This window comes from Nocardia sp. GTS18 (assembly GCF_013839555.1).
GTDB lineage: Bacteria > Actinomycetota > Actinomycetes > Mycobacteriales > Mycobacteriaceae > Nocardia > Nocardia rosealba.
This window is the reverse complement of sequence record NZ_JACBIU010000007.1, coordinates 165,731-191,702: the sequence shown is the minus strand read 5'-3', so window position 1 is coordinate 191,702 and position 25,972 is coordinate 165,731. Positions and strand designations below refer to the sequence as shown.

Sequence of the window (25,972 nt, the reverse complement as noted above, 5' to 3'; positions counted from 1 at the left end):
CGCCGCTAGCGTTCGTCCTGAGCCAGAATCAAACTCTCCGTTGAAGACTCTCAACCACACCCCGAAGGGTGTAATCAGAAATATCTAACTAGAGTCCGAAAAATCTAGCAAAGCGAACACCAGCAAATTAAGATTCGCTGTTGTTCAAAAATGTCCAACCTCCCACGACCGGGGGGTACGCGAAGGCTGGAACCAATAAAAATATTGGCACTGACATTCATCGACACACTATTGAGTTCTCAAAGAACACACGCACAAGCAGATCACCGAATCTCTTCAGATCTTCCGCTGGGCAACTGTTCCAGCCTAACCACGCTTCCAGGCGATGTCAATCGCTACCCTGGTCACTTGATCTTGGCCTGTCAGGCGCTCTCCGGCTCTTGCGTCCGTGTCGCTCTGACTTCCAATAAGTTACGCGCCGGATAACGCAACGTCAAATCGCCTGGATGCCAGCGCATTCCCGCAGGTCAGCGCCACGACCGACGCAGCGGAACCGGCCTGAATCACACGAATGTGATTCAGGCCTCCGCTCCTGGATCAGGCTATCCGACGCACGCCCGCCATGTTCTTCTTTCCGCGACGCAGCACCAGCCACTGGCCGTGCAGGTAGTCGGTGTTCGACGGGGTCCAGTCGATGTCGCTGATGCGCTCGTTGTTCACCGAGGCACCGCCTTCGTTCACCGCGCGCCGTGCCGCTCCCCTGCTGTCGCACAGTCCCGAGGCCACGAGCAGATCGACGATGGTGTCGGGCTCGCCGGGCGCGACCTCGGCGACCTTGCCGTCGATCGCGGTCTCGCGCAGGGCCGCGCCGAGTGTCGACTCGGGCAGTTCGCGCAGATCACCACGGCCGAACAGGGCCTGGCTCGCCAGTTCCACCGCCCGGGTCTCGGCTTCGCCGTGTACCAGGGTCGTCATTTCGGCGGCCAGCCGCTTCTGGGCCTCGCGTGCGAAGGGCCGTTCGGCGGTGGCCTGTTCCAGCTCGTCGAGTTCTTCGCGGCTCAGGAAGGTGAACCAGCGCAGGTACCGGACCACATCGGCGTCGGCGGTGTTCACGAAGTACTGGTACCAGGCGTAGGGGCTGGTGAGTTCCGGGTCGAGCCAGAGGCTGCCGCCGCCGGTGGACTTGCCGAACTTCTTGCCGTCGGCCGAGGTCACCAGGGGGACGGTGAGCGCGTGTACGTGCGCCCCGTCGACCCGCCGGTTGAGTTCGACGCCGGCGATGATGTTGCCCCACTGATCGGAGCCACCGACCTGCAGTGTGCAGCCGTGTTCACGGCGCAACTGCAGGTAGTCGTTGGCTTGCAGCAGCATGTAGCTGAACTCGGTGTAGGAGATGCCCTCGCCTTCGAGACGTCGTTTGACGGTGTCGCGGGCGAGCATGACGTTCACGGAGAAGTGCTTACCGATATCGCGCAGGAAGTCGACGGTGGTGAGCGGCCCGGTCCAGTCCATGTTGTTGACGATCACCGCGCCCGTCGGCGAATCGTCGAGGTCGACGAACCGCTCGAGCTGGCCGCGGATGCGCTGAGCCCATTCGGCGACCGTGTCCGTCGAGTTCATGGTGCGCTCGCCCACGTCGCGGGGGTCGCCGATGAGGCCGGTCGCGCCGCCGGCGAGCACGATCGGGCGGTGACCCGCGCGCTGGAAACGCTTGAGCGCGAGCAGCGGGACGAGGTGGCCCGCGTGCAGGCTGGCGGCGGTGGGGTCGAAGCCGGCATACAGCGTCAACGGCTGCGCGGCCGCGGCTGCGCGCAACTCGTCGAGGTCGGTGGACTGCGCGATCAGGCCGCGCCAGGTCAGTTCGTCGAAGATGTCGCCGGTCACGAGGATCTATCTTTGCGCATCGCGTCGGCCGGGCGCACCCCGGTTATGTCCTCAGGTCCGGGCGCGGGTGATCCAGGCGGCCAAGTCGGCTTCGACCTCGTCGCGGTCGACTTCGTTGAGGACCTCGTGCCGGGCACCCGCGTAGACCCGATAGGTGAGGTCGGTCAGGCCCGCGTCGCGGTAGCGCTGCACCAGCAGATCGCTCAATCGCAGTCCCGCGTTGAGCGGGTCCTGATCGCCGACCATCACATAGACGGGCAGATCGGGACGCACCACCGGCTTCGCCAGCCGCTCGGTGGCGACGGCCGCCAGCTCGCCCAGGTTCGTCGGGTCGATGGCGAAGCCACACCAGGGGTCGGCGATGTAGGCGTCGACCTGGGCTTCGTCGCGGCTGATCCAGTCGGCGTCGGTGCGGGTCGGCTGGAATCGGGCGTTGAAGAAGACGGTCAGGTCACCGCCCGCCGCGGCGATCTCGGCGAACAACCCGTCGACGGCGGTCGACCCGCAGAGCACGACCTCGTCGACGAGGTCGGCGTGATCGAGGATGTACTGCTGCACGGCGAAGGATCCGAGACTGTGGCCGAAGAGCGTCACCGGCAGGCCGGGGTGACGTTCGCGCAGGAGCTCGGTGAGCGCCACCAGGTCGGCGACGAGCAGGTTCCAGCCGTCGGGGCCCAGCTCGCCCGGTACCTCACCCATGCTGAGGCCGTGACCTCGGTGATCGTCGGCGTAGACGGCGAAGCCGAGAGCGGACAACCGCTCGGCGAGGTGGCCGTAGCGCTCGGAGTGTTCGCCCATGCCGTGGGCGATCTGCACGACGCCCTGCGGTTCGGTGTCCGACGGCAGCCAGCTGCGCACATGGATCTCGGTGCCGTCGGTGCTGGAAAAACTGAACACGGGTGCTCCTGGGATGCGATCTCGAACCGGTCCCTGATCGTCGCACCTACGTGGCGCGCGCCACAGTGGCTTCGCAGACGAGATCGGCGCCGACACTTTGTCTCCCGCGACCGAACCCACCATTCGGTCGCGGGACTGCCCCGGACACGCCGAGATCACCGGACTCGGTGTCCGGTGATCGTCAGCGTGTGGGGTTGTGGCTCATCGCGTCAGCGCGGTGATGGTGGCGCGGCGTTCGTAGGCGATCCAGGCGAAGATCGCGGCGAGCACCAGCGGGAAGATCGCCATTCCGGGCAGGTCGGCGATGAAGGCCTGGGTAGCGGCGGCGAGCACGGTGAGCACCGAGAGACCGGCGGCGGCCAGCGCGGACACGCGCGGCACCATGAGACCGATTCCGCCCGCGACCTCCGCGACGCCGATGAAGATGAGCAAACCCAGCGGGATCGTCATGTTCGCCGGCGGGTTCTCCATGAGAATGTGCGGAATCACCAGCTTGGGGCCGCCCGAGGCGATGATGAAGAACAGGCCGAGCACGATCTGCAGGGTCCACAGGACGCGGTTGCGGATCTTGCCGGGGCGGTAGGTGGCGGCGGAGGTGGAGTTCGCGGAAAGCGTGGCGGTGGTCATCTTGTCGTCCTTCTGGTCGGTCGCGCTCGGTGGGTAGCGCGTTCAACTGATAGGACGGGCCGTCGCCGCAGAACTCATCGCTGTCGGCGAAGAATTTCGAAATCGCTGCTAGCTCACGGGTTTGGTGGCACGCGGACTGCGCCGGTAGGTGGAGACGGCCGACGAGCCGGGCAACCAGAACCGCCAGGGCACCTCGGCGGCCAGGCTCACGCCCACGCGTGGGCCCGAGGCGATCTCGGCGAGCGGCACCGGGGGCTTCAGTTCGAGCCGTACCTGCGAGAACGGGTCGAACAGCTCGGTTCCGTAGTCGGACAGGCTGATTCCCAGCGCACTGCCCACATTGCCCGGTCCCCGTGCGAGGTCGGCGTCGGCGCGTGCGGCGGGCCTGCGTTCGCGGGCGATCTCGGCGCCCTCGACCACTTCCCCGGCCCGGACGAGCACCGCGCACGCGACACCGTCGAAGCCTGCGGTCACGTTGACGCACAGGTGAATTCCGTACGAGCGGTACACGTAGAGCCGCCCGGCGGGGCCGAACATCACCGCGTTGCGTGCGGTCGGTCCCGGCCACGAGTGCGCCGCCGGATCCGGCCACGGCCCGGTCGCATCGCTCCCGTAGGCCTCGACTTCCACGATGCGTATCGCCACCGGCCCCGACCTCAATACCGATCCGAGTATCCGGCACGCCGCGGCGGCCGGGTCGACAGCGAGTTCCTGAGCAGACACGACGCCCATTCTCACCCGCAACGATCCGCGCGAGCGCCACACCCCGTCAGCCGAGCAGGTCGCGACCCTCGTTCAGGCCGGCGAGTTTGGTCGGGTTGACCTGGAAACGCAGGTTCTGGATCCGGCCGTCGACCAGGTCGAATGTGAAGGCGGCACCCGGCGTGCCCGCGAAGGTGATGAGTGCGCCGAGTTCACCGTTGATGTCGGTGGCGGCGAGTTCGGCACCGGTCGAGGACGGTTTGGCGAGCACGCCGAGGATCCAGCGCGCGACATGATCGGGGCCGTGCAGGGGGCGGCGAGCGGCCGTGACGATGCCGCCGCCGTCGGACCAGCAGGTCACGTCGGGAGCGAGCAGGTTCATCAAGGCGTTGAGGTCGCCGCCGGAGCAGGCGGCCATGAACTGTTCGGTGACGCGGGCGCGAGCGGCCTTGTCGGCGTCGAAGCGGGGGCGTCGTGATTGGACGTGGCTCTTCGCACGGTGCGCGATCTGGCGGACGCCCGCCTCGGAGCGGTCGAGTGTTTCGGCGATTTCGGCGTGGGAGTAGCCGAACACCTCGCGCAGCAGGAAGACCGCCCGTTCCACCGGGGTCAGTGTTTCCAGTACGACGAGCATGGCGGTGGAGACGGTGTCGGCCAATGCGGTGTCCTCGGCGATGTCGGGTGTGGTGAGCACCGGCTCGGGCAGCCACGGACCGACGTACTTCTCACGGACGGCGCGGGCGCTGGTGAGCCGGTTCAGCGCGAGATTGGTGACGGTGCGGACCAGATAGGCGCGGGGGTTGGCCACCGCCGACCGGTCGGTCTCGTGCCACTTCAGCCAGGCGTCCTGCAGGACGTCCTCGGCGTCGGTGACGGTACCGAGCATGCGGTAGGCGGTGGCGAACAGCAGCCTGCGATGGTCGACGAACGGGTCGTGCTCCTGCATGTGCTCAACCATGACGGACGAGATCGCGGGTCGCCGCGCCGCCCTTGGACAGTTGCAGATCGACAGGCACCCGCTTGGTCGCCTTGATCGCCGGGACCGGGCTGCTGCTGACCATCTCCTTGTAGGTCCGGGCGGCCCAGCCGGTGAGGTAGAACCGGCCCGGTGTGTCGTCGGCGCGGGTGAACTGGATGACGGCGGCGCGGCGTCCGAGGCTGACGGGCTGGTGGAAGTAGCCGAAGCGGAAGGGACGCACGGTCTTTCCGCGCAGCTCGGCGGCGATCGCATCGGCGGCGTAGGTGGCCGAGGGCAGGCCGCTCTGGCAGGTGCCGTGGATCTGCCCCCACGGTTGACGGATCGCGGCGGCGTCGCCGATGGCGCGAATCGTGGGGTGCGACACCGACTTCAGTGTTGGCCCGACGACGATCAGTCCGCGTTCGTCCGTCTCGATCCCGGACTCGGCGGCCAGGGGTGACACGCGCACGCCGCTGGTCCACAGGGTGAGATCGGTGTCGATCTGTCGGCGGTCGGCGAGGACGACGGAATCGGCGGTCACCTCGGTCACCCGCTGACCGATCTCCCGCACGATGGCGAGCCGGTCGAGCACGGTGTTCAGATAGGTGCGGGCCTTGGTGCCCATCATGGCGCCGAGTTGGCCGGAGCTGACGAGGGTGACACGCACGTCCGGGTGGCTTTCGGCGATCTCGGTGGCTGCCTCGATCCCGGTGAGACCAGCGCCGCACACGGTGACGGTGCGGCAGGCGGCCACCCGGCGCGCGAAGTCGTGCGCGCGCCGGGGATCGTTCAGTGTCCAGGCGTGGTCGGCGACGCCGGGGACCACGGAGGTGTCGGTGCTGCTGCCGAGGGCATAGATCAGTTCGTCGTAGGTGATGTCACCGAATCCGTCGACGTACACGCGGCGGGCGTCCGGATCGATGACGGTGGCGAACCCCTGGACGAACCGGATTCCGGTACCGGCGAGGATCGTCGGGATGTCGTGGTGCGCCAACTCCTGACCGGCCGCGATCTGGTGCATCCTGAGGCGTTCGGTGAAGCGGGCCGACGGGTTGACCAGGGTGATGTGCACGTTCGTTTTCCTGGTGCGGCGGGCCAGGCGGACGGCCGCGAGCAAGCCGGTGTAGCCGGCACCGAGGACGACGATGCGATGCGTGGTGGTGGTCATGTCCTGCTCCTTTTCGGTGAAGTCGTGCATGGGACAAGACAGGACCCTCGAACGTGACAACCCGCCGAAGTGACCCGCATCACAGCGACGGAAAGTCAGGGTCCGAATGGGTGACGCTCCCGATGTGACGGTGGGTCGGGCAGACCTAGCGTCGTGACATGCGAACTCTCCGCCGGCTCGTCCTCGGCAGCTGCGCGCTCGCGATCGCTTTCGTCACAGTGATCGCGAGCGTGGTGACGTGGACGTGGTCGTCGGCCGACGTATCGACGGTCGGCACAACAGAGTTCACGCGACCGCTGAATATCCCACCCCTGGCCGACAGCAGCATCGATGCCGACGGCACCAGAGTCTTCTCCCTCGATATGCGCACGGGGACAACTGAATTCGAGGCCGGTGAAGCCACCGAGACATGGGGATTCAACGGCAGCTATCTCGGGCCGACATTGCGTGCGAACCGGGGCGAGAAGGTCCGTGTGCGGGTGCGCAACGAGTTGCCCGAGGCGTCGACGACCTGCCGGTGATCGTGCAGGACGTGCGGCTGCGCGACGACCGGCTCGACGGCGCGCACAAGATCTTCCGCAATACCGGCTTCCTCGGCGATCGGACGATGGTCAACGGCACCCTCGACCCGTATCGCGAGGTGGGCGACGAGCTCGTCCGGTTGCGACTGCTCAATGCCTCGACCGCGCGGGTCTACACCTTCGCCTTCGACGACACCCGGCAGTTCGCGCTGGTAGGCACCGACGGCGGGTTGCTCGAGCGACCCGTGACTCTGGATCGGGTGCGGCTGTCGCCTGGCGAACGCGCCGAGATCGTGGTGCGGATGCGGCCGGGTGAGCGCACGGTGTTGCGCAGTGGTCAGCTGGATGTGGGCATGGACTTCTGGGGAAATCGGTTCTCCGGTGGTGACGACAGTTTCGACGTGCTCGAGTTGCGTGCGGCCGAGACCCTGAGGCCCTCGACGGCTGTCCCGGAATACCTCGCCGCGCAAACTCTTCCGAACCCTGAGGACTCGGTGACCGAACGGCAGTTCGAGCTGGCCGGTACGGCGATCAACGGAAACGCGATGGCCATGGACCGGATCGACACCGTCGTCACCCGGGGCACCACCGAGACGTGGGTGGTGGCCAATGCCGACGGTCAGGCCCACAACTTCCACGTTCACGACGTGCAATTCCGGATCACCGAGTACAACGGCGGCCCACCACCGCCCGAACTGGCCGGCGCCAAGGACACCGTGTTCCTGCCGCCGAACACGACGGCGCGGCTGGTACTGCGGTTCGACGGGCCCGCCGATCCGGACACGCCGTACAGGTACCACTGCCATCTGCTGTGGCACGAGGACCAGGGGATGATGGGCCAGTTCGTGGTCGTCGAGTCTGGTCAGGCTCCCGCGACACTCCCGGGTCACGAGCACTGACCCTTGCCGCGCTGCCAGTACGGAGTTAAATTCATCAGGTAGTGAATTCAACACTTGATGAATTGAGGCGACCATGTCGCGCACCCCATCATCACCCGCCGTCGAGGTGGTAGGTCTGACCGTCCGCCGAGGGAAACGCGCTGTGCTCCAAGGACTGGATCTACGGATCGAGCCGGGAACCATCACCGGGCTGCTCGGGCCGTCCGGATGTGGCAAGACCACTCTGATGCGCAGCATCGTCGGCACCCAGCTGGTGGAATCGGGCACGGTCACCGTCCTGGGCGAAGCCGCGGGTAGCGGCGGGTTGCGACGCCGGGTCGGGTACGTCACCCAGGCGCCGAGCATCTACGCCGATATCAGCGTCCGCGACAATGTCGCCTACTACGCGGCGCTCTACGGGCGCGACCGCAGCGACACCGAATCCGCCCTCGCCGCAGTCGGTTTGACCGATCACGCCGACCAGCTGGGCGACCAGCTCTCCGGTGGGCAGCAGACCCGCGCCTCGCTGGCGTGCGCGCTGGTCGGCAGGCCCGAGCTGCTGGTTCTCGACGAACCGACCGTCGGCCTCGATCCGGTGCTGCGGGTGGAACTGTGGCAGCGATTCCGCGAATTGGCCTCGGCGGGAACGACCCTGCTCGTCTCGAGTCATGTGATGGACGAGGCCGAACACTGCGACCGGCTGCTGCTGATGCGCGACGGCGAGCTCCTCGCCCAGCTCAGCCCCGCCGAACTCCGGGAACGCACCGGCGAACAGAATCTCGAAACGGCGTTCCTCGCCCTCATCACGAAGGGAACGCGGGCATGAGCACTCCCTACACCGCGACCACCGGCCGGATCCTGCGGCAGCTGCGCAACGATCACCGCACCGTCGCCATGATTCTCGTCGTCCCGGCACTACTGATGACGCTGCTGTACTTCATCTATCAGGACACACCACAGGCGCCACACGCACCGCTGACCCTGTTCGACCGGGTGGGCATCACCATGCTCGGCATTCTGCCGTTCATCGTGATGTTCCTGATCACCGCTATCGCCATGCAGCGCGAACGCACCTCGGGCACCCTGGAACGGCTGCTCACCACTCCCCTGCGCAAACTGGATCTGCTCGCCGGATACGGCACCGCGTTCTCGCTGGCCGCCGCCGCGCAAGCCGCCGTGGCATGTGTTGTGGCGTTCTGGCTGCTCGATCTCGAGGCGGCCGGTAATCCGGGGTGGGTGATGCTGATCGCCGTGGTCGACGCGGTGTGCGGGGTGGCGCTCGGCCTGCTCGCCAGCGCGTTCGCGCGCACCGAATTCCAGGCGGTGCAGTTCATGCCGGTGATCGTCGCGCCGCAGATCTTCCTGTGCGGCTTGCTCGTTCCGCGTGACCGGCTGCCCGGCTGGCTGGAGGCGATCAGCGATGTCCTGCCGTTGAGTTACGCCGTCGACGCGCTCCAAGAGGTGTCGATCAATGCCGAACCCACCGCGACGATGTGGCGCGATATCGCCGTCGTTGCCGGGTTCGCGATTGTGGCACTGTGTCTTGGCGCTGCGACACTGCGCAGACGCACGCCGTAGCGGAGCACGGCGCGGAGCGGGTCCGCGCGTCGGTCGGTGGAGGAGTCCTGGGATGAGCGCGAAGAGATCGCCTGGCACACGGTCGGGGCGACGGCCGGGCAATGTCGACACCCGGGCGGCGATCCTGGACGCCGCCCGTGCGCGCTTCGCCGAAACCGGGTTCGACAAGACCTCGATCCGCGCGGTTGCCGCCGCCGCGCAGGTCGACCCCGCCCTCGTGCACCACTATTTCGGCACCAAGCAGCAGTTGTTCGCGGCCGTCGTCGAATTCCCGGTCGACCCGGAAGCCACCCTCACCATTGTGGATTCGGCGCCGCTGGACGAGCTCGGTGCGGCGATCGTGCGCGCGGTGGTGGGGATATGGGACTCGCCCGCCGGGCCAGGCATCGTCGCCATGGTGCGCAGCATGCTCACCGGCGACGCGGACATGACGCGTACATTCCTGCTGAAGGTGGTGCTGGAACGGGTGCGCGTCCGAATCGCGCGACCGGACGACGACGGTCAGGCCCGTGTGTCACTGGCGGCGGCCCAGATGATGGGCGTCCTGGTCGCGCGCAAAGTGATCTGTGTGGAGCCGCTCGCCTCGATGCCGCTCGACGCGGTCGTCGCGGCGGTCGGGCCGAGTATGCAGCGGTACCTGACGGGCCGGATCGAGGCCGCTGGGCCGAACTGAACCGGCTCAGGATTCGGCGAGGAAGAATTCGTGTTCGGCGTCGGTGACGTCGCGAGCCTCGTCGATCAGCAGCACCGGGATGCCGTTGTCGATCGGGTAGGCGCGGCGCAGGCGGGGGTTGTAGAGCACGCTGGCACCGGCTTCGGTGCGCACCAGCTGCAGCGGGCCCTTGTCCTGGGGGCAGGCCAGCAGGCCGAGCAGGGTTGCGTCGATGGTGGATTCGTGCGCCATGTGCCTAACCTACCGCGCTCGCCGGAACGAGATGTAGCGGTGTCCGAAGAAGCTGAGCACCGCGACCAGACCCATCACCACCACCGACGCCGGCTCGGCGGGAAACCCGAACGCCGTCACCGCGAGTTCCACGAGCACCACGTTCAGCACGAGCCCGCCCGCGTTCACGCCACAGAAGGCGACGAAGTCACGCAGGAGTCTGCCGCTGACCCGGAATACCAGGGTCCGATGCAGGACGAACGCCACCACCGTGCTCACCGCGTACGCCGCGACGACGGACAGGCCGGGGCGGTCGTCGCCGAGTACCTGCAGCCAGCACACGACGAGCACCATGCCGAGCAGCGTGTTGAACCCGCCGACGATCGCGAACGCCAGTTCCTGGCGCTTGACGATCCGCAGCAGTGGGCCCGGCGTGGCGAGCACGCCGTCGGCGGGGACCGCCTCGGTGGTCATCGCAGCGCGTCCGCGAGTTCGGCGTCGCCGTCGGGGATGGTTTCCGCGGCGGGCGCTTCCTGTTCGGGCTTGCGGCCGCGCACGTACAGCCACTGGAAGAACGCGAGCCCGAGCAGGCCGAGGCCGATCGCGGCGCCGCCGATCTTCCAGCCCGGCGGACGCCAGGTCAGTTCGAGTTCGGCATCGGTTGTTCCGGCGGGGACGTCGACGGCGACGAAGCTCTTGGCGACCACCTTGAACGGGATGTCCTTGCCGTCGAGACTCACCCGGTAGCCCGGCCAGCCCAGCCGCGCGAACACCACCCGTCCACCGTTTTCCGAGCTCACCCGAACCTTGCTGGTGGTGTCGCTCTCGGAGGTGGAGACGGCGGTCGCGTTCTCGACGGCCGAGATGCGGCCGTTGCGGGTGGAGATCAGGCCGTCCTCGCGTTCGAGCACCGCGATGTACTTCTCGTGGCCGGGGTAGTCGACCCACTTCCAGCCCGCCGGGGCCGGTTGGGCGGCGGCGTCCGGGTAGAGGGCGCGGTGCAGGACCACCCGGTCGATGTTCATCAGGTCGACCACGGTCTTGCCCGTCGACGGCTCGACGGCGAACGCGCGCCGGTAGGCGTCGGGGCAGACGCTGGTGTCCCAGCGCATGCAGAGCATGTCGCCGAACCAGTAGTGCCCGTTCGGGGTGTAGCCGCTGACGTAGGTGCGTTCGATGTCCTTGGCGTAGTTGCCGAACACCAGCGAACCGTAGGCGCCGTCGAGGGAGCGCTCCCCCGGCGGGATCAGGGCACGGTCACCGAGTTGCAGCGTGGTGCCCGCGAATTCGGGGAACGCGGCGCGGGCGGCGGCCCGGTCGCTCGGCAGGTTCCAGCTCATGGGTGTCGGTTGGGCGCGCTCGACCTGGATGTAGGCGATGGGGAACACCGCGATGATCGCGAGGGCGACCGCGGCGGTCGTGCTCTTCTGCACCGCCAGCCACACCACGGCCGCACCGAGCGCCGCGAGCGCGAGCGCGGCGATGACGTGGGCGATCCAGTTGTGCGGGTCGGCCGAGAACGACCGCACCCACAGCAGTGCGATCAGCACAGCCGCCGCGATGCCTCGCGCCCGCCAGTCCTTGAAGGTCGCGAACCGGCCGAGCAGCACACAGACCAGCAGCAGCAGGCCGAGCGCGACCATCGGCAGCACCCGGGCCGGCCAGCGCAGCGGGCCGATGGTGCCGGGACCCGCGGTCCACATCAGTGCGGCGATCGCGAACACGGCGATGCCGGTGAGCTCGCGCCACGCACCGCGCGCCCGGTTCCAGTCCACGAACGCCAGTGCCGGAACGAGGAACCAGGCGATGTAGACCACCGGCATCGGCTGCACGTAGCCCCACCAGGAGGTGAACGCGGGCAGTGTGGTGGGCAGGCTCGCGTTCAGCGACTCCGACCACGGCACGGTGAGGAACTGGTCGTTGTTGATCTGGGCGGTTCCGCGCCAGGTGACCTTCGCCGACAGCATGCTCGGCAGGTAGGTGGCCAGCCCGGCCAGCGCGGCGAGGCCGGAGACGAACAGCAGCCGCAGCGTCGGCCGCCAGGTCCGCTGGTAGACGAGTTCGCCGATGGCGACCGCGCCGATCATCAGCCCGGCCTCGACCGCCGGGAAGATGTACTGCACCGAAATCGCCAGGTACAGATACACGAAAACGGGAATCGGGCCGCTGTTTCCGCGCGCGTAGCGCACACCCGAAGCCCACGCGTGCACCATCCAGGCGGTGCCGGTGAACGCCGTCATCCAGCTGGCCTCGTCGAAGAACAGCAGCCAGCCCGTGAACGGGATCGACACGCCGGCCAGCGCCGCCCACTGCACGCGCGAGCCGTAGACCAGGCAGATCCGGTAGACGCCGAGCCCGAGGATGATCGCGAAGATCAGCTTCACCACGGTCGCGTAGAGCACGAGGTTGTCCACCGAGGGCGCGATCAGATCGATCAGCAGCTGCGGCGGATTCAGCAGGCCCGCTTCTTCGATGGCGTAGTTGCCCGCCATCCAGTGCTCGGGGACCATCACCGGCAGATCGCCGTCGCGCAGCCGGTTGCCGAGCATCACCCACAGCGGCACGTACTGCGATTCGGTGTCGTCGGTGTAGAAGTGCCGGACGTTGGCGAGTAGTACCGCGCCATAGCCCGCGATCACGCCGAGGGCGGTGATCAAGCCCCAGATGTAGACCGAACGTCGGGACGGGTTTCTACTTTCCACCACGAGCACCAGACCCTACAGGCATCCCCGCGTGACAGCTCCTCGCACAGCCCGATCCGGCACCGCCGACCCGTCACCGTGCGGTGTTAGAGTGCCCACACCCCTCGCCTGCCAAGACACCGAAAGTCGACCCATGCCGCTTCCCACCGCACATTCGTCCCGGTCCGGCGCTGTGCCACGCGCGGGCGCCGCCGAGCGCAACGGTTCGCATCCGGTGCATTCGGTGTCGGTGGTCGTCCCCGTCTACCGCGGTGAGGACACAATCGCCGCGCTGGTCGCCGAATTGGACGGGCTCACCGGGCCGAGCACGACCCCATCGGGTGCGCGGTTCGCGGTGGAAGAGATCATCCTCGTCCACGACAACGGGCCGGATCGCTCCGATGTGGTGCTGCAGGAAATGGAGGGCTCCTACCCGCAGGTGCGCGCGGTGTGGTTGAGCCGCAACTTCGGTCAGGACGCGGCGACCATCGCGGGCATGGCGGCAGCGCGCGGCGACTGGATCGTCACGATGGACGAGGACGGCCAGCACGACCCGGCCTTCATCGCCGACTTCCTCGACGCGGCACTGGCCTCGCGCGCGGATCTCGTCTACTCCAAGCCGTCCAACACCCGCCCACACGGCTTCCTGCGCAACCTCACCTCACGCGGCGCGAAGATCGTGCTGGCCACCGTGTTCGCCTTCCCCGATTCCACCCGGTTCGAGAGCTTCCGACTGATCCGCGGCGATATCGGCCGTCAGCTGGCCGAGGTCGCCGCCAACGGCGTCTACCTGGACGTGGCGCTCACCTGGGTTGTCGGCAATACGGTCTCGGTGCCGGTGGTGTTGCGCGCCGAGGGGCGCGACGAGTCCGGCTACAACTACCGTCGCCTGTTCTCGCTGTTCTGGAAGATGGTGCTGTGCAGCGGAACTCGCGGCCTGCGCCTGGTGAGCATGCTCGGTGTGAGCCTGGCGCTCGCCGGTGTCGCGATGGCCGCGTTCATCGTGGTGCAGGCGCTCACCCAGGACAATCACGACCCCGAGGGCTGGGCGTCGATCATCGTCGTACTGCTGCTGTGCTCGGGCGCCACCCTGTTCTCGCTCGGCCTGATCGCGGAGTATCTCGGTGTGGCCCTGCACATCCTGGTCGGTAAGCCGCTGTACCTGACCGTGCAGACCCCGACACCGCGCCCGGATACGATGCACGCGCCGGTCTCCAACCATCGAGTCGACGTCGCGGTGCCGGCAGCCGTGACGGACAAGGACCTCCGCGAGTGAACGACCGCATCATCTTCAGCAGGCCGTTCCGTGCCGCCGCCGAGCGCGCCAACCTGTCGGCCGTCCTGGATTCCGATCACAGCCATGGCGACGGCCAGTTCACCAAGTCGGCGACGGCCAAGATCAAGGCCATCACCGGCGCCGAACACGCGCTGCTCACCACGTCCTGCACGCACGCGCTCGAACTCGGCGCGCTGCTGCTCGAACTCGCCCCCGACGACGAAGTGATCGTGCCGAGTTTCGCGTTCACCTCGGCCGCCACCGCGATGGCGCTGCGCGGGTCGACCTGTGTGTTCGTCGATATCGACGACGCGACCGGCAATATCGACCCCGCCGCGGCCGCCGAGGCGATCACCGAGCGCACCAAGGCGATCGTGGTGATGCACTACGGCGGTGTCGCCGCCGACATGGAACCGCTGCTGGCACTGGCCGCGCAGCACGGTGTGGCGATCATCGAGGACAACGCGCACGGCCTCGGCGGCACCTGGCGCGGCAGGCAACTCGGCACCATCGGCACGGTGGGCACCCAGAGTTTCCACGACACCAAGAACGTGCATTGCGGTGAGGGTGGCGCACTGCTGCTGTCGGACGAGATCCTGATGGGTCGCGCCGAGATCATGCGGGAGAAGGGCACCGACCGTGCTCGCTTCCTGCGCGGGCAGGTCGACAAGTACTCCTGGCAGGACATCGGTTCCAGCTACCTGCCCAGCGAACTCAATGCGGCGGTCCTCGATGCGCAGCTGGCCGAGTTCGACACCATCCAGGCCGCCCGCCACCGGGTGTGGGACACCTACGCGGCCGCGCTGCCCGACTGGGCCGCCGCCAACGACGTGCGCCCGATGACGGTGCCCGCCGACCGTGGCCACACCGCGCACCTGTTCTACCTGCGGATGCCGACCGAGGACAGCCGCGACGGGATCATCGCGCACCTCGCCGAGCGCGGCATCGTCGCCCCGTTCCACTACATTCCGCTCGATTCGAGCCCGGCGGGGCTCAAGTACGGGCGTACTCCGGTGCCGTGCACGCGGTCGGCGCAGTTCTCGGCCACCATCGTGCGGTTGCCGTTGTGGCCGATGCTCAGTGAAGCGCAGCTCGGTCGCGTCGTCGATGCGGTCACGGAGTACCGCGTCTAAGTTTCCGATACGACGAAGGCCGCCCGGTTTCGCCGGGCGGCCTTCGTCGTCGATGTGTCAGTTGCCGCCGAACAGTTCCGCCGCGGCCGCGTCGGTGAGCACCTCGTAGGTGTCGGTCTCGCGGTTGTAGATCCAGGTGCCTGGCCCGGCCTTCGGGTATCCGAACGCCTGGACCGCCGACGCCGACGGCCGGAAGCTCGTGCTGCGCGGGATCTCCTCGACCACATAGACCAGGTCGGGGCGCTGACTGCGATCGAGCGCGCGCATCGCCTCGGTGACATCGCCCGGTTCGATCCGGAACCCGTCACGCACGCTCAGCGCCGCCGCGGCCAGAGTTCCCGACGGGGTCGGCAGGGCGAAGGCCACCTCGAGGTCGACCGGGGTGATGTCGTTGAGCACGTCGACGATCGGCTGGGTGAACACCGGGCCCCGGGCGGTGCGGATCACCGTGTCGCGGCGGTCGACGAGCCAGTAGTCGCCGTCGCCGTCGCGGCGGAACAGATTCTCCGTCGGCCACCAGGCGTCGCCCGCGCGGAACACCCCGCGCAGCCCGCCATCGGAGATGTCGCCGCCGTCGACGGCCTTGCCGAGCAGCAGGCCGGGCTCGTTGTCGGCGCAGCGCCGGGCGAAGCCGTCGTCGCCGACGAGGATCTGCTCGCTGACCGGGTCGTAGGCCACCAGTTCCACCGTCGCGGTGCCGGGAACCGGCCTGCCCTTGGCGCCGATCTTGGCGCCGGTGACATTGGCGAGCACCACGTCACCGTCGATGGAGGCGTAGAACTCGAGCACCCGCGCCGGCGGGAATTGTTCGATGGTCCTTCGCCACAGCCCCTTCGGCATACCGGAGCCGATGAACAACCGGATCGGATGGTTGTACCCGGCCGGGAAGACCTGCGCGTCGAGCAGATCGCGCAGCATGGTCCAGGTGTAGGTGACGACGGTGACGCCGTAGCGGTGCACCTCCTCGGCGAACCTGCCCGGGTCCATGTCCACCGGCCTGGCCAGCGCGATCCGGCTGCCGCCTGCGATAGCGCCACCGAGACTCACCAACAGCCCGGACGAATGATGCAGTGGCGCAAGGCAGTACACAGTGTCGCGGCGGTCCAGGTCCGCGGCGCTCGCGGTGCCGAAGGCGGACAGGGCCCAGCGGTGATTGGTGATGTACTTCGCCTCGAGGCGATCGCCGGTGCCGAGCACCAGCACGAAGGCCAGTTCGCGGGCGAGGCCGGGGTTGGGTCGGTACCACGCGGGGACACGAACCGTGTCGGGGTCGATCTGTTCGAGGTCGATCACCCGGTCGCTCGTCGGCACGGCGAGCCGGCGCTGGTCTCCGCCGCCGAGCACGAGCACCCGGGCGTTCGTCCCGGCGGCGGCGCGCAGGTTCTCCGGGTCGGTGACGAGCGTCTTCACGCCGGTGAGTTCGATGGCCCGATCGAGTTCGGCGCCGGGGGCGAGCAGCACGGCGACGGCACCGAGCCGCGAGAGCGCGGCCACCGAGGCCAGCGCGCTCGGACGGGTCTCCATCACGATGCCCACCCGCATGGCGGGCCGGATACCGACCGAGATCAGGCCGCGCACCACATTGTCGACCCGCTGCTCGACGGCGGCATTGGTGTGCACGCGGTCGTCGAACAGGACCAGGTCCTTCTGGGGCGCACGCCTGGCGTGTTCGCTGAGCAGTTTGCCGAGGGAGATGCGGGTGTGCGGCTGGATCATGCCCAGGCGGGTCAGGCGCGGCAGTGCGCGCGCCGCCTCGCCCGCCATCTCGATGGAACCGCGGATCGTGCTGCCCGCGACGCCTTCCAGCGCCTTGCCGACCCCGGCGCCCGCCTCGGCGAGGCTGGCGGCGGTGTGCACCATGCGGGTGGCCGCCGTGCGCGGGGCGTTGCCCGGCACGTGCTCCTGCATCGGGGCGATGGTCTCGGGCAGCGGGCCGTGACCGTCCATCCAGGCGATCCAGTCGCGCACCATCGGCCAGGTGTGGTTGGTGGCGGTCGAACCGGCGACCAGCCCGAAATGACCCGCGACGAGGCTGGCCTCGTACACCTCCGCGTGCGGCGCCGCGCGCACGATGCCGCGGACGGCGGCAGGCTGGCCGATGTCGTCGACCTCGCCGACGAAGGCGAGGATGGGGCACTTCAGCTCGGCGAGCGAGACGGGATGATCGCGAATCACGAAGCCGCCGAGCATCATCCGGTTGTGCGCGACGAACTGCTTGAGCAGGTCGGCGACCGCGGGCCCCGCGTATCCGACCCAGCCGTCGCTGTTGAGGAAGCGGCGCTGACGTTCCTTGGGCAGCAGCGCCTCCCGGTCGTGCAGCTGCAGCAGGAAGTCGATGCGCGACTTGGCCGTCTTCACCGGGTCGAGCATCTGGAAGCCGAAGCGCACCATCGATTCGGTGATCGGCAGCCGGTGCATCACGTGGTCGGCCAGGAAGTCGGCCACCTCCGACACCAGGCCGTAGGGCAGCCCGAACGGCATGCCCGCCACGATGTCGACGGGGCTGCCGAAGGTGACGATGGAGGCGACGCCCTTGCCGTAGCGGTAGGCGGTGGTCTGGTAGGCGAACATGCCGCCCTGGGAATAGCCCATGAGGTGTACCTGCGCGCCGGTGGCCTCGCACACGGTGTCGATGGCGGAGTTCACGGCCAGCACGTGATCGGCCAGGTCGCGTTCCCAGCCGCCCTCCTCGGTGGCGGGGGAACCGAAATCGATGACCCAGCAGTCGATTCCGCCCGCGTTCAGAATCCCGACGGCACCACCCGCCGCGTTCACGTCCCAGATGTCGGCGTTCACCATGAGCGGCGGAACCAGCAGCGCCACCGGACGGCCCGGCGTCGTGTCATCCGGGAAGTAGTGCCGCAGGCGGTACATGCGCCTGCGTTCGACGACCTCGAAGGGCGAGGACTCGACGTCGTGCGCCAGTCCGCCGAAGCGGATCACCTCCAGCCCGTTCTGCGCGGTAGCCAGCAATCGCTGCACCGACCCGACCACACCTTTTGGACTGATATTCACCGTTCCCACCTGACCCTACCGACTGTGATGCACCTCACACACCCCGATGTGCTCATATGAGCTAACCACACCGGACCTCCATTATGTGTCGGCTGTGACAGGCCGCATGTTGCGGCGTTTCATGTCACACCACGCCGGTCGGTGGCCCCTTCGTCACCGGCGCGGCCGCAGTCCGAAACGAGCGTGTTGCGGAGCCGGAAGTCCAGGTGTTCGACCGGCCGTTCACGGACACCGCCGTGTCCGCAATCGCCTATCGCACAAGGCATCTCCCGGTCAGGCCCCGATTTTTCGCGATCGTGCGCGAGCAAGCCGTCCAGCACCTAACATCGTTGTCGTCCGGAACGCTCTGCCGCACATCACTTTTCGTGCAACACGTTTCACACGCCGGGGTCGACCCGCGCAGGACCATTCGCATTCGCTTCACCAACGCCCCAACCTGTCGTCGCACGACGACAGGTCGATCGGCCGTACCCGAATCCACTCGAGGTGAGGATGCTATGACCATCGAAATGCCGCTGCCCACAGATAATTCCGTACGCAAGAGCCTGTCCACCAACGCAGCACAGAAGCTCACCCACACCACCAAATCCGAGCCGCAGATGCAGGGCATCAGTTCGCGCTGGCTCTCGCGCGCACTGCCATGGGTGCAGGTGGCGGGCGGTATCTACCGGGTCAACCGAAGGCTCACCCACACCGTCGGCAACGGGGAGGTCGAATTCGTCGTCGACGGCGCCCGGGCCAGGGTGATCCCGCAGGAATTGCGCGAACTGCCCCCGCTGCGCGAAATCGACGACGACGACCTCTTGCGTCCCCTCGCGGACAGTTTCGTCCAATACGATCTCGACCCCGGAACCGTGCTCGCGGAATTCGGGAATCCGATGGATCAGGTCATTCTCGTCGTCCACGGAAAATTGGCCAGGATCGGTTCGGGTGAATACGGGGAGGCCACCAAACTCGGCCTGCTGTCCGGCGGTGACTATTACGGCGAGGAGATGCTCACCGACCCGTCGGCGATCTGGCCGGACACCGTGAAAACAGTCACCAAGACCACCGTCCTCTGCCTGCCGAGGCAGGAATTCGAGCAGTTCCTCGAGTCGACCCCCGGCCTGGCCCGGATCCGGGCGGATACGTCGACCGCGTCGAGCCGGAACCAGAATTCCAAGGGCGAGGCCGATATCGAGATCGCCTCGGGCCATTCCGGGGAGCCGTTGCTCGAAGGCACCTTCGTCGACTACGACGCCAGTCCGCGCGAGTACGAGCTGAGCCTGGCCCAGAGCGTGCTGCGGATCCACACCAGGGTCGCCGACCTGTTCAACGACCCGATGAACCAGGTCGACCAACAGCTGCGACTCACCGTCGAGGCGCTCTACGAGCGTCGCGAACACGATCTGGTGAACAATCCCGACTTCGGCCTGCTGCACAATTGCGATCTCAAACAGCGCATCACCACCGAATCCGGCGCGCCGTCCCCCGACGACATGGACGAATTGCTCAGCATGCGCCGTGGAACGAAATTCTTCCTCGCCCACCCGAAGGCGATCGCCGCGTTCGGTCGGGAGTGTTCGCGCCGTGGCCTGTACCCCGACCCGGTGGAATTCCAGGGTCACCGGGTGCCCGGCTGGCGCGGTGTGCCGATTCTGCCGTGCGGCAAGATCCCGATCAGCGAAACCCAGACCACCTCGATCATGGCGATGCGTATCGGCGAGAAGGACCAGGGCGTGGTCGGCCTGCACCAGACCGGGATTCCCGACGAGTACGAGCCGAGCCTGAACGTGCGGTTCAAGCAGATCGACGATCAGTCGATCATGTCGTACCTGGTGAGCTGCTACTACTCGGCGGCTGTGCTGGTGCCCGACGCGCTCGGTGTGCTCGACGACGTCCTCGTCGCGCGCCGGGCCGACTGAACGGTCGGGCCATGTCCCTGCTCAGCAGAGCCGCCGCTCCCCCGGCGGCCGGCGACCTCGCCGCGACGGTCGTCGCCCTGTTACACGGTGCGACGGCCCCGGCCGACGTGTTCGCGGGTGCGTCACCGGTCGCCCGGCCCTTCGCGCTCCACTCGAATCACGGCACGGAGCTCATCGGTCGTGTCCCCCGGCTCGCGGCACCCACCTCGGTGGCACGGAGCGGCACGCCCGATGTGGTGAACCCGCCCACCGCGCACCGGCTGCGCGGTCCGACCGGGCTCGGCACGTCGGGCCTGCGGGTTTCGCTCCTCGCGCACCGCACCACCGAGCAACCCGAAAGCAGCGGCAGACGAGACATCCCGGCGCTCTACTGCCCGCCGCCGGAACGTGACGACCCCGCCCTGGCCGAAGCCGTCAATGTCGGCCTGCTCGCCTGGGCCGCCGAGATCGGCCTGTACGAGGGCCGTCTCGACGAACTCGGCAAAGCCGATTTCGGCAGGCTCATCATGCTGGCCCACCCCGACTGCGACGACCCCGATCTGCTGCTCGCCGCGGCGCGCTGCGCCGTCGCCGAATGGTCGGTCGACGACTACTACTGCGAGGAGGACGCCCCTGGCGACACCGCACCCGACGGCACCCCGTCCAGCGCCGCCGCCGAACTCGGGCCACGGCTCGAACTCGCCGCCGCCGCCATGGACCCGGCGCACCTGCCCATGCGCTACGCGCCACGGCTCGAACAGGCCATGCAGGCCGACCCGATCCTGCGCGCGTTCCGCACCTCGTTCGCGCACCTGGCGGGGTACGCGAGCGACGCCCAGCTGGCCAGGCTCCGGACCGAGATCGCGGGCTGGTTCATCGCCCTCGGCGCCGAGGCAGGCTGGCGAGCGGCGGGGCGGATGCCGCCGGTGTGGGAGTACCTGACCAACCGGCAACCGCACAGTTTCCTGCCGTGTATGGCGCCGATCGACGCGGTCGGCCGCTACGAACTCGGCGCACCCGAGTACACCGACCCGGCCGTCCGGCGGGTCGTCACCACCGCGGCACTGGCCGCACAGATGGTCAACGATCTGTATTCGATGGCGCGCGAAGACCTTTCGGGTGGGCGGGAGTTCAACCTGCCGACCGTTCTCGCCGCCGAGGAGGGGTGCAGCCGGGCCGATGCCGTGCTGCGCACCGCCGAGATCCACGACGAACTCATGCACCGCTTCGAACGCGAGGCCGCACCCTTGGCCGCCGCGGGTTCACCGCAATTGCGCCGATTCCTGACGGGCCTGTGGGCCTGGATGGGCGGCAACCGCGCCTGGCACGCCGACAGCCGCCGGTACCACGACGACACCGCATCACGAGAGGACGACCGATGACCATCGCGAACGCCCACACCGACAGCACCGTCCTGCGCACCACCTACCAGCGTTCGGTCGCTGCCTACTGGAACAACAATCCCAACGACGACCGGGTCAACACGAAACTCGGCGAGGTGGACGGCCTCTACCACCACCACTACGGCATCGGTGAACCCGACTGGTCGGTCATCGAAGGTCCCGAGGACACCCGGCAGGAGCGCCTTGTGCGCGAACTGCACCGCCTCGAGACCGCCCAGGCCGACCTCCTCCTCGACAACCTCGGCGCCATCACCCCCGCCGACCGCCTCCTCGACGGCGGTTCGGGTCGCGGCGGAACCAGCTTCATGGCCGCCGAGCGCTTCGGATGTTCGGTCGACGGGGTCAGCATCTCCGAGTATCAGGTCGGATTCGCCAACGACCAGGCCGTCGAACGCGGTGTCTCCGATCGGGTGCGCTTCCACTTCCGCAATATGCTCGACACCGGTTTCGACGACGAGTCGGTACGGGCCGTGTGGACCAACGAGACGACCATGTACGTCGATCTGTTCCCCCTGTTCGCGGAGTTCTCCCGCGTGCTGGAACCGGGCGGGCGCTATGTGTGCATCACGGGCTGCTCCAACGATGTCATCGGCGGCCGGTCCGCATCGGTGAGCTGGATCGACGCCCACTACGGCTGCATGATCCATCCGCGCAGCGAGTACTTCCGTGCGCTGTCGGAGAACGGTCTGGTGCCGACCACGGTCATCGATCTGACACCGGACACGATTCCGTACTGGGATCTGCGGACCCATTCGGAACTCGCGACCGGGGTGGAACAGCCGTTTCTCACGGCGTACCGGGAGGGGAGCTTCCAGTATCTGCTGATCGTGGCGGACAAGGTCGCCTGCTGACCGCTGACTGACATGCCCTCGGAGTGCCCGGTAGTCGCCATCGACCACCGGGCACACCCGTCCCCTCCTTGCCATCTTTTTCCCGACCATCCCTCGGCGAGCTGCACTCGGATCACAACCCGGATAGATGCGTATATCTACATTTGACTATGCCGTGAACTTCCTTGGCTAACTCACAGCCTCGCCACAGTCGCAAGCCAGGCCACGGGAGCACTCTCGACAGAGAACGTTTCCGCAGATGGTGAGTGAGGTAGTGATGGTCGAGCTCGAGGTCGACAACGACACGGTGACGGTCCATGTACTCGGTGGGCATCGGCTGCTCGCGCTGCGCCAGCAGGTCGTGATCGACCGTGCCGCCATCACCGAGATCGCCACCGCCGAGGTGGATCTGCGCCCCCCGTGGGTTCGCGCCCCCGGCACCTTCATCCCCGGCGTGATCGCCGCGGGCGTCTACCGGGGCAAGGGCCGGAAAGAGTTCTGGGACACCACTTTCGGCGGAAACGCGGTTCGCATCGACCTGAACGGACCCGACTTCACCCGCCTGGTCGTCGACGTCGACAATCTCGACGCGGTGCTCGACGCCCTGACCGGCGAGCTGGCCGACGCCTGACCTATTCCGACCCGAACGATTCCAGCAACCCGGTATAGAGCTTCGCCGGCGGTGTCGCGAACTCGCCGCTGCCCGACTTGCGCAGTCCGAGTGTGAGCAGAGATTGCACGGTCAATGTGGCCGCCGCGACACCGTCGATCACCGGCACGCCGATCTCAGCACGGATGTGCGCGCACAGATCCGCCATTCCGGCACAGCCCAGGACGACGGCGTCGGAACCGTCGGCCAGCACCGCCGCCCGGCACGCCTCGGTGACGACCTTGCGCGCGTCCGGGTCGGTGTCCAGCGCGAGCACGGGTAGTTCGCAAGCGTGCACTCCGTAGCAGAAACGTTGCAGCCCATAGTGTTCGGCCAGATCCACCGCGCGGCCTGTGGTTCGCTGGAGGGTGGTCACGACGCTGAAGCCCCGGCCAAGGTGGCTCGCCGTTCGCATCGCCGCCTCCGCGATCCCGATCACCGGTCCGGTCGCCAGTTCGCGTGCGGCGTCCAGGCCCGGGTCACCGAAACAGGCGATGACGTAGCCGTCGACCCCGTCGGCCTCGCCTTGCCGAATGGCGGCCAGCAGCCCGGGCACGCTCATCGCCTCGTCGTAGTGGCTTTCGATCGAGACCGGTCCGGTCGCTGAGGTGACCGCGTCGAGCACTGTGCCCGCGCCGACGACAGCCCGGGCGCACTGCTCGATCGTGTCGGTCATCGCCCGGGTGGTATTCGGATTGACGACCCGGATACGCATCAGGCGAGAACCTCCGGCCGGGTCCGGCGCCTGGCGGCGGTGAGCAGGTAGTAAGTGGCGAAACCGAGGCCGCAGCCGATGAACCAGCTGTACTGAGCCGCGGTGTGCATGCCGCGCAAACCATTGGCCAGCACCGGGAACACCGCGACTCCCGCGCCGACCGCGGTGGCGACGATCGCGGCGGGGTGGTAGCCCTTGCGGTAGTAGTAGCTGCCCTGCTCCGACATGGTGAAGAGGTCGTCGACGATCACCTTCTGCTTGCGCACCAGGTAGTAATCGCAGATCAGCACGCCGAACAGCGGTCCGATGAAAGCGCCGAGCACCTCGAGCGTGTAGTGGATCACCTCGGGATTGTTGTAGAGGTTCCAGGGCGTGATCAGGATCGAACCGACCGCGGCGATCATCCCGCCCGCGCGCCAGCTGATTCGTTGTGGGCTCACATTGGAGAAGTCGAACGCGGGCGAGATGAAGTTGGCGACGATATTGATGCCGATGGTGGCGATGGTGAAGGTGAGCGCGCCGAGCACGATCGCGAACGTGGAGTCGATGCGGGCGACGGTGGCAACCGGATCGGTGATGAGCTCGCCGTAGACGGGCACCGTCAGCGAGGCGGTGATCACCACGAGCAGGGAGAACAGCAGGAAGTTCACCGGCAGACCGAGCAGGTTGCCGGTCTTCACAGCCGGAAAGCTCTTGCCGTAGCGGGAGAAGTCACCGAAGTTGAGCATCGGACCCGAGAAGTACGACACCACGAGGGCGATCGCGCCGAGCATCACCGGCACCGACGCCCAGCCGGTGTGGGTCACCTCCCCCAGGTTCAGGTCGATGGCACTCCACCCGGCGCGCGAGATCAGGTAACCGCAGAGCACGAACATCACGACATACACGGCGGGACCACAGAAATCGATGAACTTGCGGATGGATTCCATGCCACGCCAGAACACGCACGCCTGCGCCACCCACAACAGCAGATAGCTGCCCCAGCCCAGCGCCGACAAACCGAGAAAGCCGTAGTCGGCGGTGACGGCATACGGCGCCAGACCCGGAAACAGTTTCACCAGAACCACATCCAGTGCGGCTGAGGCGAGGAAGGTCTGAATTCCGTACCAGGCCACCGCGATCAGTCCGCGAATGATCGCCGGGATATTGGCACCGAGCACTCCGAACGCGCTCCGGCAGATCACCGGATACGGAACACCGGTGACCTGGCTCGGTTTGGCGACCAGATTGCAGAAGAAGTAGACGATGACGATGCCGATCAGCAGGGCGACGAGAACCTGCCAACTCGCCAGACCTAGTGCGAAAAGGCTTCCCGCGGTGACATATCCGCCGACGCTGTGCACGTCCGACATCCAGAACGCGAAGATGTTGTAGGTGCCCCACGTCTGCTTGCGCAGCGGTGCGAGATCCTCGTTGGTCAATCGTGGATCGTAGGCGGGCGGATCAGTGGCGGGCGCACCGGTGGCGACGGTGATGGTATCGGTCATGGTCGTTCCCATCGGAAGGGTTCAGCTGCTGCGATGACCGTAGGTTTCAGCAGTTGCCCTGCGGTTTCCCGCGAATTTCGCCGCTATTGCGCCGAAGATATATTCTCCGGCGCAAGCAGACCGGTATCGGTGGGAAGGGTCGCGATCACCGATTCGAGTCGTCGATGGTGCTCCTCGGCCGCGACGAGCAGACGAGCCACATCTCGGGCGAGGAAGGCGTCGAGCATCGCGAGGTGGTCGGTGTGCAGGAGCTCACGGTCGGCGCGGTCGATGTGCACCATCGATTGCACCGGCTCGGTGACATTCCAGGCGGATTCGAGCATCTGCAACAGGCGGAACATGCGCGACGGTCGGGTCAGCGCCACGTGAAAACAGCGTGACTGGCGCTGATACGCCGCCGGGTCGTCGTCGAGGATCGCCTGCTCGAGCAGGTCGTTCACGGCGAGCAGTTCGGCGCGTTCGGCGTCGTCCGCCGACAGCGCGGCCGCGGCGAGCGACGCCGATTCCAGGGTGTCGCGCACGATGTACATCTCCCGCAGTTCACGCGCCGTCAGCTGCGCGACCTGGTACCCGCGCTGCGGGCGGTGGGTGACCAGCCCCTCCCCGATCAGGGTTTTCAGCGCTTCGCGCACCGGGATGTGACTCACTCCGAACAATACGGCCACCTCGCGCAGCGGGATCACGGTGCACGGCGGGACGGCACCGTCGAGGATCACGCGGCGCAGTTCGCCCAGGATCACCTGTGGCCTACCGGGTTCGTCCACCACAAGCCTCGCGAGCAGCGCCGATCGTCGTCTCGAGGACATGCGTGCACGCTATGACCCGAGTATTGCGCCCACGCTGCCGGATGTGACGGTCAGGAAA

Annotated in this window: 24 protein-coding genes; 11 read left to right on the top strand and 13 right to left on the bottom strand. The window is 67.4% G+C overall.

The features are described 5' to 3' along the window. Window positions 1-537: 537 nt before the first annotated feature. The 6 genes from tyrS to HYG95_RS10430 all read right to left on the bottom strand — a co-directional run bounded on the left by tyrS (window position 538) and on the right by HYG95_RS10430 (window position 6,176). On the bottom strand, window positions 538-1,824 hold the full coding sequence (gene tyrS / locus HYG95_RS10455; RefSeq protein WP_181697777.1) for a tyrosine--tRNA ligase: 1,287 nt from the start codon (window positions 1,822-1,824) through the stop codon (window positions 538-540). 51 nt (window positions 1,825-1,875) lie between these two features. Continuing rightward, on the bottom strand, window positions 1,876-2,721 hold the full coding sequence (locus HYG95_RS10450; protein ID WP_181697776.1) for an alpha/beta hydrolase: 846 nt from the start codon (window positions 2,719-2,721) through the stop codon (window positions 1,876-1,878). A gap of 201 nt (window positions 2,722-2,922) precedes the next feature. Then, window positions 2,923-3,348 (bottom strand): DoxX family protein, encoded by a 426-nt coding sequence (locus HYG95_RS10445; protein WP_181697775.1) that lies wholly within the window; start codon window positions 3,346-3,348, stop codon window positions 2,923-2,925. A gap of 108 nt (window positions 3,349-3,456) precedes the next feature. After that, window positions 3,457-4,080 carry a DNA-3-methyladenine glycosylase gene (locus HYG95_RS10440; RefSeq protein WP_181697774.1) on the bottom strand — a complete coding sequence of 208 codons (624 nt, stop codon included), beginning with the start codon at window positions 4,078-4,080 and terminating at the stop codon, window positions 3,457-3,459. 37 nt (window positions 4,081-4,117) lie between these two features. After that, the gene (locus HYG95_RS10435; RefSeq protein ID WP_220139268.1) at window positions 4,118-4,996 is read right to left on the bottom strand and encodes an RNA polymerase sigma-70 factor; all 879 of its coding nucleotides are present in this window, start codon (window positions 4,994-4,996) and stop codon (window positions 4,118-4,120) included. Window positions 4,997-5,000: 4 nt separating this feature from the next. Then, window positions 5,001-6,176, bottom strand: coding sequence for an NAD(P)/FAD-dependent oxidoreductase (locus HYG95_RS10430; protein ID WP_181697772.1), 1,176 nt, complete (start codon window positions 6,174-6,176; stop codon window positions 5,001-5,003). A gap of 158 nt (window positions 6,177-6,334) precedes the next feature. Between HYG95_RS10430 and HYG95_RS24800 the strand changes: the two genes are divergently transcribed. The 5 genes from HYG95_RS24800 to HYG95_RS10410 all read left to right on the top strand — a co-directional run bounded on the left by HYG95_RS24800 (window position 6,335) and on the right by HYG95_RS10410 (window position 9,826). Beyond that, entirely contained in the window at window positions 6,335-6,697 is a 363-nt protein-coding gene (locus HYG95_RS24800) for a multicopper oxidase domain-containing protein (RefSeq protein ID WP_255495153.1), read from the top strand. Continuing rightward, the gene (locus HYG95_RS24795; RefSeq protein ID WP_370465745.1) at window positions 6,694-7,596 is read left to right on the top strand and encodes a multicopper oxidase family protein; all 903 of its coding nucleotides are present in this window, start codon (window positions 6,694-6,696) and stop codon (window positions 7,594-7,596) included. The genes HYG95_RS24800 and HYG95_RS24795 overlap by 4 nt, the downstream gene beginning before the upstream one ends. 73 nt (window positions 7,597-7,669) lie before the next feature. Further along, window positions 7,670-8,401 (top strand): ABC transporter ATP-binding protein, encoded by a 732-nt coding sequence (locus HYG95_RS10420; protein WP_181697771.1) that lies wholly within the window; start codon window positions 7,670-7,672, stop codon window positions 8,399-8,401. Beyond that, window positions 8,398-9,153, top strand: coding sequence for an ABC transporter permease (locus tag HYG95_RS10415; RefSeq protein ID WP_181697770.1), 756 nt, complete (start codon window positions 8,398-8,400; stop codon window positions 9,151-9,153). The genes HYG95_RS10420 and HYG95_RS10415 overlap by 4 nt, the downstream gene beginning before the upstream one ends. Before the next feature lie 52 nt (window positions 9,154-9,205). After that, window positions 9,206-9,826: a TetR family transcriptional regulator gene (locus tag HYG95_RS10410; RefSeq protein ID WP_181697769.1), complete on the top strand. Its 621-nt coding sequence runs from the start codon at window positions 9,206-9,208 to the stop codon at window positions 9,824-9,826. A gap of 6 nt (window positions 9,827-9,832) precedes the next feature. Here HYG95_RS10410 and HYG95_RS10405 read toward each other — a convergent pair whose 3' ends face one another. The 3 genes from HYG95_RS10405 to HYG95_RS10395 are packed head-to-tail and all read right to left on the bottom strand — an operon-like array spanning window position 9,833 to window position 12,738. Then, window positions 9,833-10,057, bottom strand: a complete 225-nt coding sequence (locus tag HYG95_RS10405) for a Trm112 family protein (protein ID WP_181697768.1) — start codon at window positions 10,055-10,057, stop codon at window positions 9,833-9,835. A 9-nt stretch (window positions 10,058-10,066) separates the two neighbouring features. Beyond that, window positions 10,067-10,510 carry a GtrA family protein gene (locus HYG95_RS10400; RefSeq protein ID WP_181697767.1) on the bottom strand — a complete coding sequence of 148 codons (444 nt, stop codon included), beginning with the start codon at window positions 10,508-10,510 and terminating at the stop codon, window positions 10,067-10,069. After that, window positions 10,507-12,738 (bottom strand): hypothetical protein, encoded by a 2,232-nt coding sequence (locus HYG95_RS10395; RefSeq protein WP_181697766.1) that lies wholly within the window; start codon window positions 12,736-12,738, stop codon window positions 10,507-10,509. The genes HYG95_RS10400 and HYG95_RS10395 overlap by 4 nt, the downstream gene beginning before the upstream one ends. A 214-nt stretch (window positions 12,739-12,952) precedes the next feature. Between HYG95_RS10395 and HYG95_RS10390 the strand changes: the two genes are divergently transcribed. Next, window positions 12,953-13,993, top strand: coding sequence for a glycosyltransferase (locus tag HYG95_RS10390; RefSeq protein WP_225282608.1), 1,041 nt, complete (start codon window positions 12,953-12,955; stop codon window positions 13,991-13,993). Next, window positions 13,990-15,126 (top strand): dTDP-4-amino-4,6-dideoxygalactose transaminase, encoded by a 1,137-nt coding sequence (rffA, locus tag HYG95_RS10385; RefSeq protein WP_181697765.1) that lies wholly within the window; start codon window positions 13,990-13,992, stop codon window positions 15,124-15,126. The genes HYG95_RS10390 and rffA overlap by 4 nt, the downstream gene beginning before the upstream one ends. Before the next feature lie 57 nt (window positions 15,127-15,183). Here the strand turns inward: rffA and HYG95_RS10380 are convergent, their stop codons facing one another. Further along, window positions 15,184-18,141 carry an AMP-binding protein gene (locus tag HYG95_RS10380; protein WP_181697764.1) on the bottom strand — a complete coding sequence of 986 codons (2,958 nt, stop codon included), beginning with the start codon at window positions 18,139-18,141 and terminating at the stop codon, window positions 15,184-15,186. A gap of 497 nt (window positions 18,142-18,638) precedes the next feature. Here HYG95_RS10380 and HYG95_RS10375 point away from each other — a divergent pair, with 497 nt between their 5' ends. From HYG95_RS10375 to HYG95_RS10360, 4 genes are all read left to right on the top strand, one after another. Further along, entirely contained in the window at window positions 18,639-20,045 is a 1,407-nt protein-coding gene (locus tag HYG95_RS10375) for a family 2B encapsulin nanocompartment shell protein (RefSeq protein WP_181697763.1), read from the top strand. Window positions 20,046-20,056: 11 nt separating this feature from the next. Next, window positions 20,057-21,406 carry a family 2 encapsulin nanocompartment cargo protein terpene cyclase gene (locus HYG95_RS10370; protein ID WP_181697762.1) on the top strand — a complete coding sequence of 450 codons (1,350 nt, stop codon included), beginning with the start codon at window positions 20,057-20,059 and terminating at the stop codon, window positions 21,404-21,406. After that, complete coding sequence (locus HYG95_RS10365) at window positions 21,403-22,278, top strand: geranyl diphosphate 2-C-methyltransferase (RefSeq protein WP_181697761.1); 876 nt, start codon at window positions 21,403-21,405, stop codon at window positions 22,276-22,278. The genes HYG95_RS10370 and HYG95_RS10365 overlap by 4 nt, the downstream gene beginning before the upstream one ends. A gap of 238 nt (window positions 22,279-22,516) precedes the next feature. After that, window positions 22,517-22,888 (top strand): hypothetical protein, encoded by a 372-nt coding sequence (locus tag HYG95_RS10360; RefSeq protein ID WP_225282594.1) that lies wholly within the window; start codon window positions 22,517-22,519, stop codon window positions 22,886-22,888. 1 nt (window position 22,889) lies between these two features. Here HYG95_RS10360 and HYG95_RS10355 read toward each other — a convergent pair whose 3' ends face one another. The 3 genes from HYG95_RS10355 to HYG95_RS10345 all read right to left on the bottom strand — a co-directional run bounded on the left by HYG95_RS10355 (window position 22,890) and on the right by HYG95_RS10345 (window position 25,914). Beyond that, the gene (locus HYG95_RS10355; protein ID WP_181697760.1) at window positions 22,890-23,621 is read right to left on the bottom strand and encodes an aspartate/glutamate racemase family protein; all 732 of its coding nucleotides are present in this window, start codon (window positions 23,619-23,621) and stop codon (window positions 22,890-22,892) included. After that, complete coding sequence (locus tag HYG95_RS10350) at window positions 23,621-25,108, bottom strand: NCS1 family nucleobase:cation symporter-1 (RefSeq protein WP_181697759.1); 1,488 nt, start codon at window positions 25,106-25,108, stop codon at window positions 23,621-23,623. The genes HYG95_RS10355 and HYG95_RS10350 overlap by 1 nt, the downstream gene beginning before the upstream one ends. Before the next feature lie 83 nt (window positions 25,109-25,191). Next, window positions 25,192-25,914, bottom strand: a complete 723-nt coding sequence (locus HYG95_RS10345; RefSeq protein ID WP_181697758.1) for a GntR family transcriptional regulator — start codon at window positions 25,912-25,914, stop codon at window positions 25,192-25,194. Window positions 25,915-25,972 lie beyond the last annotated feature (58 nt).